This is a genomic window from Sphingopyxis granuli, assembly GCF_001559015.1.
GTDB classification, from domain to species: Bacteria; Pseudomonadota; Alphaproteobacteria; order Sphingomonadales; family Sphingomonadaceae; genus Sphingopyxis; species Sphingopyxis granuli.
On the sequence record NZ_CP012199.1, the window covers coordinates 318,962 to 332,153 of the forward strand.

Here is a 13,192-nt window from a genome sequence, read left to right on the forward strand (position 1 = left end):
GCGCCACGGCGCCGGCACACGTCCGGAGCGATCCGGACCGACGATAGGGTGGATACCGCCGGTCGCTTCCATCGGAAGCATCCAGACCGGGCTGCGTCCCCCGTCTCGCCGCACCACCCCACCGGGGCAGGCGGCACCTCAGCCCGGACGGGGCGACGCATCGAAATTTCGGGCTGGGAGGGTTTCCGTCGGGACGTGTTCCGAGGGGGTCCCGCAAGCCGCGCGGAATGGTCCGCCCGGCCTCTGTTAGGAGTATGGATCATGCGGACTGGCGTGATCGCGAAGAAAATGGGGATGACCCGCCTGTTTCAGGACGACGGCCGCCACGTGCCGGTCACCGTCCTGAGCCTCGAAGGCTGCCAGGTCGTCTCCGTGCGCGATAAGGAACGCGACGGCTATGTGGCCGTTCAACTGGGTGCCGGGTCGGCGAAGGCGAAGAACGTCGCCAAGCCGCAGCGCGGCGCCTATGGCAAGGCCGAGGTCGAGCCCAAGGCGAAGCTCGTCGAATTCCGCGTCGCCGACGACGCGACGCTCGACGTCGGCGCCGAGCTGTCGGCCGACCATTTCGTCGCCGGCCAGATCGTCGACATCCAGGGCGTCACGCAGGGCAAGGGCTTTGCCGGCGCGATGAAGCGCTGGGGCTTCGGTGGCATGCGCGCCAGCCACGGCGTCTCGATCAGCCACCGTGCCCATGGTTCGACCGGCAACCGCCAGGATCCGGGCCGCGTCTTCAAGAACAAGAAGATGGCCGGCCACATGGGCGCGCGCAACCGCACCCAGCAGAATCTGGAAATCGTCCGCACCGACGCCGAGCGCGGCCTCCTCTTCGTCAAGGGCTCGGTCCCGGGCTCGAAGGGCGGCTGGCTGCTCGTCCGCGATGCGGTGAAGCTGCCGCGCCACCCCGAGGCCCCCTATCCGGCGGGCATCAAGAGCGCGGCGAACAGCAACAATGCCCCGGCTGAAACCCCTGCGGACGCAGCGGTCGAAGCACCCGCGGCCGACGGCGCACAGGAGTCCTGATCATGAAGGTCAAGGTTCAGACCCTCGATGGCAAGGCTGGCGCCGACATCGACCTCAACGACGACGTCTTCGGCGTCGATGCGCGTGCGGACATCCTGCACCGCGTCGTCGCCTGGCAGCTCGAGAAGCGCCGTGGCCCCGCCCGCGCCGCCCGCGAGCGCAGCGACGTCGCCCGCACCGGCAAGAAGTTCGGTCGCCAGAAGGGCGGCGGCACCGCGCGTCACGGCGATCGCAAGGCGCCGATCTTCATCGGCGGCGGCAAGGCGCACGGCCCGCGGGCCCGCACCTTCGGCCATTCGCTGAACAAGAAGATCCGCACCCTCGGGCTGAAGATGGCGCTCAGCGACAAGGCGAAGGGCGGCAAGCTCGTCGTTCTCGACACGCTCGAGCTCAAGGATGCCAAGACCAAGGCGCTCGCCGGCAAGCTCGGCAAGCTGGAGCTTGGCGGCCGCGCGCTCTTCATCGACGGCGACGCCGTGCATGAGAGCTTCGTTCAGGCTTCGGCCAACATCGTCGGCGTCGATGCGCTGCCGGCGATCGGGGCCAATGTCTATGACATCATCCGTGCCGACACGCTGGTCCTGACCCGCGCGGCGGTCGAAAAGCTGGAGGCCCGCTGCAATGGCTAAGGCAAAGACCATCGATGCGCGTCACTACGACGTGATCCTGTCGCCGGTGATCACCGAGAAGTCGACGCTGCTCAGCGAGAACGACGCCGTCGTCTTCCGCGTCGCCAACGACGCGACCAAGCCGGCGATCAAGGCCGCCGTCGAGGCGCTGTTCGATGTCAAGGTGCTCAGCGTCAACACGCTGGTCACCAAGGGCAAGACCAAGCGCTGGAAGGGCAAGCCCTACACCCGCAGCGACGTGAAGAAGGCCGTCGTCCGCCTGGCCGAAGGCCAGTCGATCGACGTCACCTCGGGCGTCTGAGCGTCAGGGGAAGGCAAAGAAAATGGCACTCAAGCATTATAATCCGACCAGCCCCGCGCAGCGCGGCCTGATCCTCGTCGACAAGTCGTCGCTGTGGAAGGGCAAGCCCGTCAAGGCGCTGACCGAAGGCAAGCGCAAGACCGGCGGCCGCAACAACAAGGGCCATGTCACCTCGCGCGGCATTGCCGGCGGCCACAAGCAGAAGTACCGCTTCATCGACTTCAAGCGTCGCAAGTGGGACATGCCGGCAACCGTCGAGCGGCTCGAATACGACCCGAACCGCACCGCCTTCATCGCGCTGGTCAAGTATCAGGACGGCACGCTCGCCTATATCCTGGCGCCGCAGCGCCTGGCCGTCGGCGACACCATCGTCGCGGGCAAGAAGACCGACGTGAAGCCGGGCAATGCGATGGAACTGTCGCAGATGCCGGTCGGCACGATCGTCCACAACATCGAGATGAAGCCGGGCAAGGGCGGCCAGATCGCCCGCTCGGCCGGCACCTATGCGCAGGTCGTCGGCCGCGATCGCGGTCTCGTCATCGTGCGTCTCGGCTCGGGCGAGCAGCGCTACATCCGTGGCGAGTGCATGGGCACCGTCGGCGCGGTGTCGAACCCCGACAACGGCAACCAGAACCTCGCCAAGGCAGGTCGCGGCCGCTGGCTCGGCAAGCGTCCGCTGACCCGCGGCGTCGCGAAGAACCCGGTCGACCACCCGCACGGCGGCGGCGAAGGCCGCACCTCGGGCGGCCGCCACCCGGTCACCCCGTGGGGCAAGCCGACCAAGGGCGCCCGCACCCGCCACAACAAGTCGACCGACAAGATGATCATCCGGTCGCGTCACGCGAAGAAGAAGAGGTAAGCCATGGCACGCTCGGTCTGGAAGGGTCCGTTCGTCGACCTTCATCTCCTCAAGAAAGCCGAAGCGGCCCAGGACGGCGGCAGCTCTGCCCCGATCAAGACCTGGTCGCGTCGCTCCACCATCCTGCCGCAGTTCGTCGGGCTGACCTTCAACGTCTACAACGGCCGCAAGTTCGTGCCGGTGTCGGTCAATGAAGACATGGTCGGCATGAAGCTGGGTGAATTTGCGCCGACGCGCTTCTTCCCCGGCCACGCGGCCGACAAGAAGGGCAAACGCTAATGGGCAAGGAAAAGTCCCCCCGCCGCGTTGCGGACAATGAGGCGCTGTCGGTCGGCACGCAGATTCGCGGCTCGGCGCAGAAGCTGAACCTCGTCGCTGCGCTGATCCGCGGCCGCCGCGTCGAAGACGCGATGAACATCCTCGCTTTCTCGAAGCGGGCGATGGCGGTCGACGTGCGCAAGGTTCTCGCCAGTGCCGTCGCCAATGCCGAGAACAACCACAACCTCGACGTCGACGCGCTCGTCGTCAAGGAAGCGAGCGTCGGCAAGGCGTTCACGATGAAGCGCTGGCATGCGCGCGGCCGCGGCAAGTCGACCCGGATCGAAAAGCCGTTCAGCCGCATCCGCATCGTCGTCCGCGAACAGGAAGAAGAGGCGTAAGATGGGCCAGAAGAGCAATCCGATCGGCCTGCGCCTGCAGGTCAACCGCACCTGGGACAGCCGCTGGTTCGCCGAAGGGCAGGACTATGGCCGCATGCTGGTCGAGGATCTGGAGATCCGCAAGTTCATCTTCAAGTCGCTGCCGCAGGCCGCGATCTCGAAGGTGGTGATCGAGCGTCCCGCGAAGCTGTGCCGCGTGTCGATCTATGCCGCCCGTCCGGGCGTCATCATCGGCAAGAAGGGCGCCGACATCGAGAAGCTGCGCAAGAAGCTGGGCGAGATGACGGGCAGCGACGTGTCGCTGAACATCGTCGAGATCCGCAAGCCCGAGGTCGACGCCAAGCTCGTCGCGCAGGGCATCGCCGACCAGCTCGAACGCCGTGTCGCCTTCCGCCGCGCGATGAAGCGCGCGGTGCAGTCGGCGATGCGCCTCGGCGCCGAGGGCATCCGTATCAACTGCGCCGGCCGTCTGGGCGGCGCCGAGATCGCGCGCACCGAATGGTATCGCGAGGGCCGCGTACCGCTGCACACGCTGCGCGCCAACGTCGACTATGCCGAGGCCGAAGCCCACACCGCCTATGGCGTGTGCGGGATCAAGGTCTGGATCTTCAAGGGCGAGATTCTCGGCCACGACCCGATGGCGACCGACCGGCTGATGCTCGACGCGCAGACGTCGGGCGTTCGCCCGGCGCGCGATGAACGCCGCTAAGGACTGCTGACATGCTGCAACCGAAGAAAACCAAGTTCCGCAAGGCCTTCAAGGGCCGCATCCACGGCCTCGCCAAGGGCGGCACGACGCTGAACTTCGGCTCCTATGGCCTGAAGGCGATGGAGCCGGAGCGCATCACCGCCCGCCAGATCGAAGCGGCGCGCCGCGCGATCAGCCGTGCGATCAAGCGCCAGGGCCGCCTGTGGATCCGCGTCTTCCCCGACCTTCCCGTGTCGTCGAAGCCCGCCGAAGTCCGTATGGGCAAGGGCAAGGGCGCGCCCGAATATTGGGCCGCGCGCGTGAAGCCGGGCCGCATCCTGTTCGAACTCGACGGCGTCCCCGGCCCGGTGGCCGCGCTGGCGTTCGAGCGCGCGGCGATGAAGCTGCCGATCAAGACCAAGGTCGTCGCCCGCCTCGGCGACACCTCGCACCTGGAGGGCTGAGGGCCATGGCCAAGAGTGAAGACGTGACCAAGAAGACCGACGACCAGCTCTCCGAAGAGCTGGGCGAGCTGAAGCGCGAGGCGTTCAACCTGCGTTTCCAGGCCGCCACCGGCCAGCTCGAAAAGGCCTCGCGGGTCAAGGACGTGCGGCGCACCATCGCCCGCATCAAGACCGAGCAGACCGCGCGCGTCCGCGCGGCTGCCGCGAAGTAAGGAGACTGTCATGCCGAAGCGCATTCTGACCGGCACGGTGGTGTCCGACAAGGGCGACAAGACCGTCGTGGTGAAGGTGGAGCGGAAGGTCAAGCACCCGCTCTACGGCAAGATCATCCGCCGCTCGAAGAAGTATCACGCCCACGATGAGGACAACAGCTTCAAGGCTGGCGAAACCGTCCGCATCGAGGAAACGAAGCCGATTTCGAAGCTGAAGACCTGGAAGGTGCTCGACAAGGTCGAGACCCCCACCAAGGCGAAGGCGGCCCCCGCTTCGACCCCCGCGGCCGAAGTCGAGGCGTAAGAGTTTCACGGAACCGCCGGGACGGCCCGGTAGGCCAAGGAAGAAGGAAATGCATCGATGATCCAGATGCAGTCACAATTGGAAGTCGCCGACAACAGCGGCGCGAAGCGCGTCCAGTGCATCAAGGTGCTGGGCGGGTCGAAGCGCCGCACCGCCGGCGTCGGCGACGTGATCGTCGTGTCGATCAAGGAAGCGCAGCCGCGCGGCAAGGTGAAGAAGGGTGACGTGCATCGCGCCGTCATCGTCCGCACCGCCAAGGACGTGCGCCGCGCCGACGGATCGGTGATCCGTTTCGACAGCAACGCCGCCGTGCTCGTCAACAAGAATGAGGAGCCGATCGGCACCCGTATCTTCGGCCCCGTCGTCCGCGAACTGCGCGGCCGCGGCTATATGAAGATCATCAGCCTGGCGCCGGAGGTGCTTTGACCATGTCGATGGCCAAGATCAAGAAGGGCGACACGGTCGTCGTCCTGTCCGGCAAGGACAAGGGCAAGACCGGTGAAGTGACGCAGAGCCTGCCGAAGGACGGCAAGGTCGTCGTCGCGGGCGTCAACGTCATCACCCGCCACCGCAAGCCGAGCCAGGCGAACCCGCAGGGCGGCCTCGAACGCAAGGAAGCGCCGCTGCACGTCAGCAAGGTCGCGATCGCCGACCCCAAGTCGGGCAAGCCGACGCGTGTCCGCTTCGAAACCAAGGACGGCAAGAAGGTCCGCGTGGCCGTGAAGTCCGGGGAGACCATCAATGGCTGACAAATATACCCCGCGCATGAAGTCGCTCTATGACGACAACATCGTCAAGGCGATGATCGACAAGTTCGGTTACAAGAATGCGATGGAAGTGCCGAAGATCGAGAAAATCACGCTCAACATGGGCGTGGGCGACGCGGTCCAGGACAAGAAGAAGGTCGATACCGCCGCTTCGGAAATGGAGCTGATCGCGGGGCAGAAGCCCGTGATCACCAAGGCGAAGAAGTCGATCGCCGGCTTCAAGCTGCGCGAAGGCATGCCGATCGGCTGCAAGGTGACGCTGCGCCGCGAGCGGATGTACGAATTCCTCGACCGGCTGATCACCATCGCGATGCCGCGCATCCGCGACTTTCGCGGCGTGTCGCCGAAGAGCTTCGATGGTCGTGGCAATTATGCCATGGGCCTGAAAGAGCAGATCATCTTCCCCGAGATCAACTATGACCGCATCGATTCGGTGCGCGGCATGGACGTGATCGTGACCACCACCGCCCGCACGGACGACGAAGCCCGCGAACTGCTCCGGCTGTTCGGCTTCCCCTTCCCGATCGAGGCCAAGGAAAAGGAAGCCGCCTGATCCCGCGGGATCAGGCCGTGCTCTCTCAATAAGGAAAGAGAACTTAAGTCATGGCGAAACTGAGTTCGGTGAACAAGAACGAGCGTCGCAAGCGTCTGGTGAAGAAATATGCCGGTCGCTACGCGAAGCTGAAGGCCATCGCGGCCGACACCTCGCTCGACGATGGCGAGCGCCTGATCGCGCGCCTGAAGATGGCGGAGATTCCGCGCAACGGCAACCCGACCCGCATCCGCAACCGGTGCGAGCTGACCGGCCGTCCGCGCGCCTATTATCGCAAATTCCGGCTGTGCCGCGTTCAGCTGCGTGATCTGGCCAACAAGGGCCTGATCCCCGGCGTTGTGAAGTCGAGCTGGTAAGGAACACGCAAGATGGCAATGACCGATCCTTTGGGTGATATGCTCACCCGCATCCGCAACGGCCAGCAGGCGAAGAAGGACAGCGTCCTGACTCCTGCCTCGACGCTGCGTGTCCGCGTTCTCGACGTGCTGAAGCGCGAAGGCTATATCCGTGGCTACAGCGAGGAAGCACTGGGCGCGAAGGGCCAGCACAAGGGCCTGCGCATCGAGCTGAAATATTTCGAGGGCCAGCCCGCGATCCGCCATGTGGCGCGCGTTTCCAAGCCCGGCCGCCGCGTCTATTCGGGCTCGAAAGAGCTGCCGATCGTGCGCAACGGCCTGGGCATCACCATCGTGTCGACCCCGCGCGGCGTCCTGTCGGATGCCGAGGCGCGCGAGCATAATGTCGGCGGCGAAGTGCTGGCGGAGGTGTTCTGATGTCTCGCATCGGTAAAAGGGCAGTCGAGATTCCCAGCGGCGTCACCGCCGCGATCGATGGCGGCACGCTGTCGGTCAAGGGTCCCAAGGGCACGCTGGCGATGCCGCTGTCCGACATCATCAAATATGAGGTCGGCGAAGGCAGCATTTCGGTGCAGCCGGCGAACGACAGCCGCGAAGCGCGGGCCTTCTGGGGCATGCAGCGCACGCTGGTCCAGAATCTGGTCACGGGCGTGACCGAGGGCTTCACCAAGGTCCTCGAGATCACCGGCGTCGGCTATCGCGCCAACGCGCAGGGCAAGAACCTGAAGCTGAACCTCGGCTACAGCCACGATGTCGACTATGCGGTGCCCGAGGGCATCGAGATCAAGACGCCGGACAACACGACGATCGAGATCAGCGGCATCGACAAGCAGAAGGTCGGCCAGGTCGCGGCGGAGATCCGTCGCTGGCGCAAGCCCGAACCCTACAAGGGCAAGGGCATCAAGTATCGCGGCGAGTACATCTTCCGCAAAGAAGGCAAGAAGAAGTAAGCCATGGCACATCTCACCCCTTTCCAAAAACGTCGCCAGCGCGTCCGCACCGCGCTCCGTCTGCGCGCCGCCGGGCGTCCCCGCCTGTCGGTGCACCGTTCGGGCCGCCATATCTATGCGCAGCTCATCGATGACGCCGCCGGCAAGACGCTGGCCGCGGCCTCGACGCTCGACAAGGATCTGCGCGGCAAGACCGGCGCGACCGCGGAGGCCGCTGCCGAGGTGGGCAAGCGCCTTGCCGACGCCGCCAAGAAGGCGGGCGTGACGCAGGTCGTGTTCGACCGTGGCGGCTTCCTGTTCCACGGGCGCATCAAGGCGCTGGCCGACGCGGCGCGCGAAGGCGGATTGGAGTTCTAAGCATGGCTGACGAAGTACAGAACGTCGAAGGCGCGGTCGAAACGACCGAAAACACCGGCGCTCCCCGCCGTGGCCGTGGCGGCCGCGACGGCGGTCGCGGGGGTCGTGACGGTGGCCGTGGCCGCCGCGACGATCGCCGTCCGCGCGACGAGGACGGCGGCGAGGAGCTGATCGAGAAGCTCGTCCACATCAACCGCGTGTCGAAGACGGTGAAGGGCGGCAAGCGCTTCGGTTTCGCCGCGCTCGTCGTCGTCGGCGACGGCAAGGGCCGCGCCGGTTTCGGCCATGGCAAGGCGCGCGAAGTGCCCGAGGCGATCTCGAAGGCGACCGCCGCCGCGAAGAAGGCGATGATCCGCGTTCCGCTGCGCGACGGCCGCACGCTGCACCATGACGGCCGCGGCCATTTCGGCGCGGGCAAGGTCACGGTGCGCTCGGCCCCCGCGGGGACCGGCATCATCGCCGGCGGCCCGATGCGCGCCGTGTTCGAATCGCTGGGCGTCGCCGACGTGGTGACCAAGTCGGTCGGCACCTCGAACCCCTATAACATGATCCGCGCGACCTTCGAGGCGCTGGGCGAACAGACCAGCCCCAAGTCGGTGGCGCAGCGTCGCGGCAAGAAGGTTTCGGACCTGATCAAGCGGGGCGGCGCGGCCGACCGCGTGGCCGAGGCCGAAGCCGCGGCGGTGACGGAGTAAGACGATGGCCGACAAGACGATCAAGATCCGCCAGATCGGCTCGCCGATCCGCCGGCCCAAGGACCAGCGCAAGATCCTGACCGGCCTCGGGCTGGGCAAGATGAACCGCGAGGTCGAGCTGGTCGACACCCCGGAAGTGCGCGGCATGATCCGCAAGCTTCCGCACATGGTGGAAATCATCGAGGGCTGACGCACCGATGAAGCTCTATCGCCTGTTGACCGGACCCGATGACAGCGCCTTCTGCGCGCGCGTCGAGGGTCTGCTCAACCGGGGATGGCAGCTTCACGGCAGCCCATCGATCACCCAGGTCGATGGCCGCGGCTACGTCGCCCAGGCCATCGTGATGGAGAAGGCCGGGCCCTATCCCGGCTTTCAGCCGTCGAGTGAAATCGAACCGGACTAGCCCCCGAGGGGGACGGTCCATAGCGCGAACACAGCGAAAGCGAGTGCAATGACTATCAAGCTCAACGATCTTCGTGACAACAATGGCGCCCGCAAGGGCCGGATGCGCGTCGGACGCGGCATCGGCTCGGGCAAGGGCAAGACCGGCGGCCGCGGCCAGAAGGGCCAGAAGAGCCGCAGCGGCGTCTCGATCAACGGCTTCGAGGGCGGCCAGATGCCGCTCCACATGCGGATTCCGAAGCGCGGGTTCAACAACATCTTCGCGAAGGACTTCGCGATCGTGAACCTGGGGCAGGTCCAGAAGCTGGTCGATGCCAAGAAGCTCGATCCGAAGAAGACCGTCGATCATGCCGCGCTGAAGGCCGCGGGCGTCGCGCGCGGCGGTAAGGACGGCGTCCGCCTCCTCGCCAAGGGCGAACTGACCGCCAAGCTGAGCTTCGCGGTCGCCGGCGCGTCGAAGGGCGCGGTCGCCGCGGTCGAGAAGGCCGGCGGCAAGGTCGAACTGCCCGCCGCCGCCGCTGAGGAAGCGAAGGCGGAGTAAGGGATTGCGAGGGGGCGGTTCGTCCGGACCGCCCCCTCGCCATTTAGAGACGACAGATTCGCGTTCGTGTCGAGCGAAGTCGAGACACCCGTCGATGCGAACGGATAGATGGGGCGTTGTGAAGATCGCATCCCCAAATGGGCCTTTCCCCTTGCGCTTCGGCCTGAGCGAACGCACATAGGCGCCCGGGTCGCGGGGGGCGCGGTCCGCCACTGAGGAAAGATAGCATGGCCTCTCGCGCCGACCAGTTTGCTGCCAACCTGAACTTCTCGAAGTTCGGCCAGGCGACGGAGCTCAAGAACCGCATCTGGTTCACGATCGGTGCGCTGATCGTCTTTCGCTTCCTGTCCTATGTTCCGCTGCCGGGCGTCGACCCGGTCGCGCTGTCGCAGCTCTACAGCCAGGCGGCGTCGGGCGGCGTGCTCGACCTGTTCAACACCTTCTCGGGCGGCAGCCTCGAGCGCATGAGCATCATCGCGCTCGGCGTCATGCCCTATATCACCGCCTCGATCGTCGTGCAGCTTGCCGCGGCGCTGTCGCCGACGCTCGCCGCGCTCAAGAAAGAGGGCGAGAGCGGGCGCACCAAGCTCAACCAGTATACGCGCTACGGCACGGTCGGGCTGACCGCGATCCAGGGCTATTTCGTCGCGGTGGGACTCGAGACGCTGGGCGCCAGCCAGGGCGTCGGCGCCGTGGTCGATCCCGGCATGCTGTTCCGCGTCGGCGCCGTCATCAGCATCGTCGGCGGCACGCTGTTCCTGATGTGGCTGGGCGAGCAGATCACCAGCCGCGGCATCGGCAACGGCGTCTCGCTGATCATCATGGCGGGCATTCTGGCCCAGCTGCCGCGCAGCTTCAGCCAGATGTTCACGCAGGTCCGCGAAGGTTCGATGGGCGGCGGCACCGTCCTGCTCGTCTTCGTCGGCGGCGCGGTGATCATCGCCTTCATCAGCTTCATGGAACTCGCGCAGCGCCGCGTCCTCGTCCAGTATCCGAAGCGCGCGACCCAGCGCGGGGTGATGCAGGCCGATCGCAGCCACCTGCCGCTCAAGGTCAACACCGCGGGCGTGATCCCGCCGATCTTCGCCTCGTCGCTGCTGCTGATGCCGCTGACCATCACCCAGATGCTCGGCAACCGCGTATCGGGCGAATCGGTGTGGGGCGATTTCCTGATCACGCTCAACCAGTATCTGGCGGTCGGACAGCCGCTCTACATGGGCCTCTATGGCGCGAGCATCATCTTCTTCTGCTTCTTCTATGTCGCGGTCGTCTTCAACCCCGAGGAAACCGCCGACAATCTGAAGCGGCAGAACGGCTTCATTCCCGGCATCCGCCCGGGCAAGAACACCGCGGCCTACCTCGATTTCGTGCTGACGCGCATCACGGTGATCGGCGCGACCTATCTGGCGCTGATCTGCCTCATCCCCGAATATTTCATCGCCAACGCCGGCCTGCCCGTCCACCTCGGCGGTACCAGCCTGCTGATCGTCGTCAACGTGACCATCGACACGATCACCCAGATGCAGAGCCACATGCTGGCGCATCAATATGGCGACCTGATCAAGAAGGCCAAACTGAAAGGCGGCATTGCACGCCGCTGAGGCGTCGGTTACGGCCACCGCGACGGATCAGGGAACAAAGAGGGGCTTTCATGACGCGCAACATCATCTTGCTCGGCCCGCCGGGAGCGGGGAAGGGGACGCAGGCCTCGCGGCTCGAGCAGGAGCATGGCATGATCCAGCTCTCGACCGGCGACATGCTGCGCGCCGCGGTCAAGGCGGGCACGCCGACGGGCCAGCAGGCGAAGGCGGTGATGGACGCGGGCGGGCTGGTGTCGGACGAGATCGTTTCGGGCCTGATCGGCGAGCGGCTCGACGAACTGGGCGGCGACACGTCGGTCATCTTCGACGGCTATCCGCGCACCGCGGCGCAGGCGACCGCGCTTGACGAAATCCTGGCGGCGCGCGGCCGCAAGCTCGACCATGTCATCGAACTGGTCGTCGACGAGGATGCGCTCGTCGACCGCATCACCGGGCGTTTCTCCTGCGCGCAGTGCGGCGAAGGCTATCACGACCGCCACAAGCAGCCGAAGGTCGCGGAAACCTGCGACGTCTGCGGCAGCCACGAGTTCAAGCGGCGCCCCGACGACAATGAGGAGACGGTGCGCACGCGCATGGCCGAATATCGCGCCAAGACCGCGCCGATCCTGCCGATCTACGAAGCGCGCGGCATCGTCAGCAAGGTCGACGGCATGGCGCCGATCGAAACGGTGAACGGCGCGATCGAGGCGATTCTCGGCGGCTAGACTCCGATGACTCTGGATTGACCCCCTTTGTCATTGCGAGCGGAGCGAAGCAATCCAGAGCGGTTACCGCACGCTCTGGATTGCCGCGCGGCTCCGCCGCTCGCAATGACGAGTCCATTCGATGGCATCACGGTCTAGAACCGGCCCATCCGGTCCGGTGGTTCGGACCTGAAAGCCGTTAGCGCCCGACGGTTAGCGTCCCCGTCATGCCCGGATGATAGATGCAATAGAAGCGGACGGCGCCGGGCCGCCTGAGCAGCGTCCTGCCGCTCTTTCCCGCCGGCAGATCGACGTTGAAGCTGCCGTTGCGTGCGGTGGCGGTGTGCCGGAACAGGTCCTTGTTGATCCACAGGATCGTGTCGCCGACCCGTACCCCCGGCGGCACGGGACCGAATTTCATCTTGTCGATCACGACCTGGTGCACGCGGGGCGCGGGCGCCGCGCCGCCGAGCAGCGGCACGGCGGCGAGCGCGAGGGTGCAGAGGAGCGCGCGCCTCACCGGAGGCTCGCGGCCAGATGCTCGGCGTGCTTCTGATGCTCCCCGAACAGCGTCAGCCCGGTTTCGAGCAGCGATTTCAACTCGCCGTTGCTGGCGGACGGAATCAGCAGGTCGCGCAGCGCGCCGTTGACCGTCGCATGATAGGCGACTTCGTTCGCGACATAGGCGCGGTCGAAGGCGGCGCCGTCGAGCTTCGCCAGTTCGTCGTGCTTCTGCGCCGCCTGCGCGGTCAGCGCGGCGCTCGTCGCATTGGCCTCCGGCGTCACGCCGAGCCGCCCGACCAGCGCCAGCGCCTGCTCGTTCACCGCGCCATGGTCGCGCACCATCTCTTCGGCGAACGCCCGCACCGCCGGGTTCTTCGATTTGGCGAGCGCCTGCTTGCCGGCGTCGACGTCGATCTGTCCGGCCGTGTAGGCGATATGGGCGATCTGCGCGTCGCCGGGCTTCGCCGCGTCGTGCGACCAGGCCGTGCCGCCGACGGCGAGCGCCGCTGCGGCGCCGATCCGCAGGAATGTCTTGAGCATCGTGCTTCTCCTTGTCCGAATGCGGCCATTGGATGGCGCCGTGGCGATAAGGTTCCCGGGAACCTGTCGCGCGGCGCGGCATCCAATGGGCGTCACGAGGCTGGAG

At 66.2% G+C, this 13,192-nt stretch carries 25 protein-coding genes; 23 read left to right on the plus strand and 2 right to left on the minus strand.

Translation table 11 applies throughout. From position 1 onward, the window contains the following. The first annotated feature begins 261 nt into the window (after nucleotides 1-261). The 23 genes from rplC (at nucleotide 262) to SGRAN_RS01615 (ending at nucleotide 12,063) form a co-directional block, all read left to right on the plus strand. A complete protein-coding gene (gene rplC / locus SGRAN_RS01505) occupies nucleotides 262-1,020 on the plus strand; it encodes a 50S ribosomal protein L3 (RefSeq protein ID WP_067180124.1) in 759 nt (252 codons plus the stop codon). 2 nt (nucleotides 1,021-1,022) lie between these two features. Continuing rightward, nucleotides 1,023-1,649, plus strand: coding sequence for a 50S ribosomal protein L4 (gene rplD / locus SGRAN_RS01510; protein ID WP_067180127.1), 627 nt, complete (start codon nucleotides 1,023-1,025; stop codon nucleotides 1,647-1,649). Next, complete coding sequence (locus SGRAN_RS01515; RefSeq protein ID WP_067108778.1) at nucleotides 1,642-1,950, plus strand: 50S ribosomal protein L23; 309 nt, start codon at nucleotides 1,642-1,644, stop codon at nucleotides 1,948-1,950. Before rplD ends, SGRAN_RS01515 begins: the two co-directional genes overlap by 8 nt. A gap of 22 nt (nucleotides 1,951-1,972) precedes the next feature. Continuing rightward, nucleotides 1,973-2,809 (plus strand): 50S ribosomal protein L2, encoded by an 837-nt coding sequence (gene rplB, locus SGRAN_RS01520; RefSeq protein ID WP_067180130.1) that lies wholly within the window; start codon nucleotides 1,973-1,975, stop codon nucleotides 2,807-2,809. A gap of 3 nt (nucleotides 2,810-2,812) precedes the next feature. After that, nucleotides 2,813-3,088: a 30S ribosomal protein S19 gene (gene rpsS, locus SGRAN_RS01525; protein WP_003042215.1), complete on the plus strand. Its 276-nt coding sequence runs from the start codon at nucleotides 2,813-2,815 to the stop codon at nucleotides 3,086-3,088. Next, a complete protein-coding gene (gene rplV, locus SGRAN_RS01530; protein ID WP_067108769.1) occupies nucleotides 3,088-3,468 on the plus strand; it encodes a 50S ribosomal protein L22 in 381 nt (126 codons plus the stop codon). The genes rpsS and rplV overlap by 1 nt, the downstream gene beginning before the upstream one ends. Nucleotide 3,469: 1 nt before the next feature. Further along, on the plus strand, nucleotides 3,470-4,177 hold the full coding sequence (gene rpsC / locus SGRAN_RS01535; protein ID WP_067180132.1) for a 30S ribosomal protein S3: 708 nt from the start codon (nucleotides 3,470-3,472) through the stop codon (nucleotides 4,175-4,177). Nucleotides 4,178-4,188: 11 nt separating this feature from the next. Next, entirely contained in the window at nucleotides 4,189-4,620 is a 432-nt protein-coding gene (gene rplP / locus SGRAN_RS01540; RefSeq protein ID WP_067108766.1) for a 50S ribosomal protein L16, read from the plus strand. 5 nt (nucleotides 4,621-4,625) lie between these two features. Then, nucleotides 4,626-4,832, plus strand: a complete 207-nt coding sequence (gene rpmC, locus SGRAN_RS01545; protein WP_067108764.1) for a 50S ribosomal protein L29 — start codon at nucleotides 4,626-4,628, stop codon at nucleotides 4,830-4,832. Nucleotides 4,833-4,842: 10 nt separating this feature from the next. Next, nucleotides 4,843-5,136 (plus strand): 30S ribosomal protein S17, encoded by a 294-nt coding sequence (gene rpsQ, locus SGRAN_RS01550; protein ID WP_067180137.1) that lies wholly within the window; start codon nucleotides 4,843-4,845, stop codon nucleotides 5,134-5,136. Nucleotides 5,137-5,193: 57 nt separating this feature from the next. Further along, nucleotides 5,194-5,562 carry a 50S ribosomal protein L14 gene (rplN, locus tag SGRAN_RS01555; protein WP_011543078.1) on the plus strand — a complete coding sequence of 123 codons (369 nt, stop codon included), beginning with the start codon at nucleotides 5,194-5,196 and terminating at the stop codon, nucleotides 5,560-5,562. Between the two features lie 2 nt (nucleotides 5,563-5,564). Further along, entirely contained in the window at nucleotides 5,565-5,885 is a 321-nt protein-coding gene (gene rplX, locus SGRAN_RS01560) for a 50S ribosomal protein L24 (protein ID WP_067108760.1), read from the plus strand. Beyond that, complete coding sequence (gene rplE, locus SGRAN_RS01565) at nucleotides 5,878-6,456, plus strand: 50S ribosomal protein L5 (RefSeq protein ID WP_067180140.1); 579 nt, start codon at nucleotides 5,878-5,880, stop codon at nucleotides 6,454-6,456. The genes rplX and rplE overlap by 8 nt, the downstream gene beginning before the upstream one ends. Before the next feature lie 50 nt (nucleotides 6,457-6,506). Beyond that, entirely contained in the window at nucleotides 6,507-6,812 is a 306-nt protein-coding gene (gene rpsN, locus SGRAN_RS01570) for a 30S ribosomal protein S14 (RefSeq protein ID WP_067108754.1), read from the plus strand. Between the two features lie 12 nt (nucleotides 6,813-6,824). Next, nucleotides 6,825-7,229 carry a 30S ribosomal protein S8 gene (gene rpsH, locus SGRAN_RS01575; RefSeq protein ID WP_067108750.1) on the plus strand — a complete coding sequence of 135 codons (405 nt, stop codon included), beginning with the start codon at nucleotides 6,825-6,827 and terminating at the stop codon, nucleotides 7,227-7,229. Beyond that, a complete protein-coding gene (gene rplF, locus SGRAN_RS01580) occupies nucleotides 7,229-7,762 on the plus strand; it encodes a 50S ribosomal protein L6 (RefSeq protein ID WP_067108742.1) in 534 nt (177 codons plus the stop codon). The genes rpsH and rplF overlap by 1 nt, the downstream gene beginning before the upstream one ends. Nucleotides 7,763-7,765: 3 nt before the next feature. Next, the gene (gene rplR / locus SGRAN_RS01585; protein ID WP_067108739.1) at nucleotides 7,766-8,119 is read left to right on the plus strand and encodes a 50S ribosomal protein L18; all 354 of its coding nucleotides are present in this window, start codon (nucleotides 7,766-7,768) and stop codon (nucleotides 8,117-8,119) included. 2 nt (nucleotides 8,120-8,121) lie between these two features. Further along, nucleotides 8,122-8,814 (plus strand): 30S ribosomal protein S5, encoded by a 693-nt coding sequence (gene rpsE, locus SGRAN_RS01590; RefSeq protein ID WP_076073401.1) that lies wholly within the window; start codon nucleotides 8,122-8,124, stop codon nucleotides 8,812-8,814. 4 nt (nucleotides 8,815-8,818) lie between these two features. Beyond that, nucleotides 8,819-9,004 carry a 50S ribosomal protein L30 gene (gene rpmD / locus SGRAN_RS01595; protein ID WP_067108737.1) on the plus strand — a complete coding sequence of 62 codons (186 nt, stop codon included), beginning with the start codon at nucleotides 8,819-8,821 and terminating at the stop codon, nucleotides 9,002-9,004. Between the two features lie 7 nt (nucleotides 9,005-9,011). Continuing rightward, a complete protein-coding gene (locus tag SGRAN_RS01600) occupies nucleotides 9,012-9,218 on the plus strand; it encodes a DUF1737 domain-containing protein (protein WP_067180143.1) in 207 nt (68 codons plus the stop codon). A gap of 54 nt (nucleotides 9,219-9,272) precedes the next feature. Then, nucleotides 9,273-9,758 (plus strand): 50S ribosomal protein L15, encoded by a 486-nt coding sequence (gene rplO / locus SGRAN_RS01605; RefSeq protein WP_067108837.1) that lies wholly within the window; start codon nucleotides 9,273-9,275, stop codon nucleotides 9,756-9,758. A 227-nt stretch (nucleotides 9,759-9,985) separates the two neighbouring features. After that, nucleotides 9,986-11,359 (plus strand): preprotein translocase subunit SecY, encoded by a 1,374-nt coding sequence (secY, locus tag SGRAN_RS01610; protein WP_067180146.1) that lies wholly within the window; start codon nucleotides 9,986-9,988, stop codon nucleotides 11,357-11,359. 50 nt (nucleotides 11,360-11,409) lie between these two features. Then, complete coding sequence (locus SGRAN_RS01615; protein WP_067108722.1) at nucleotides 11,410-12,063, plus strand: adenylate kinase; 654 nt, start codon at nucleotides 11,410-11,412, stop codon at nucleotides 12,061-12,063. 178 nt (nucleotides 12,064-12,241) lie between these two features. Here SGRAN_RS01615 and SGRAN_RS01620 read toward each other — a convergent pair whose 3' ends face one another. Further along, complete coding sequence (locus tag SGRAN_RS01620; RefSeq protein ID WP_067180149.1) at nucleotides 12,242-12,562, minus strand: cupredoxin domain-containing protein; 321 nt, start codon at nucleotides 12,560-12,562, stop codon at nucleotides 12,242-12,244. After that, a complete protein-coding gene (locus SGRAN_RS01625; RefSeq protein ID WP_067180153.1) occupies nucleotides 12,559-13,086 on the minus strand; it encodes a DUF4142 domain-containing protein in 528 nt (175 codons plus the stop codon). Before SGRAN_RS01625 ends, SGRAN_RS01620 begins: the two co-directional genes overlap by 4 nt. Nucleotides 13,087-13,192: the final 106 nt, after the last annotated feature.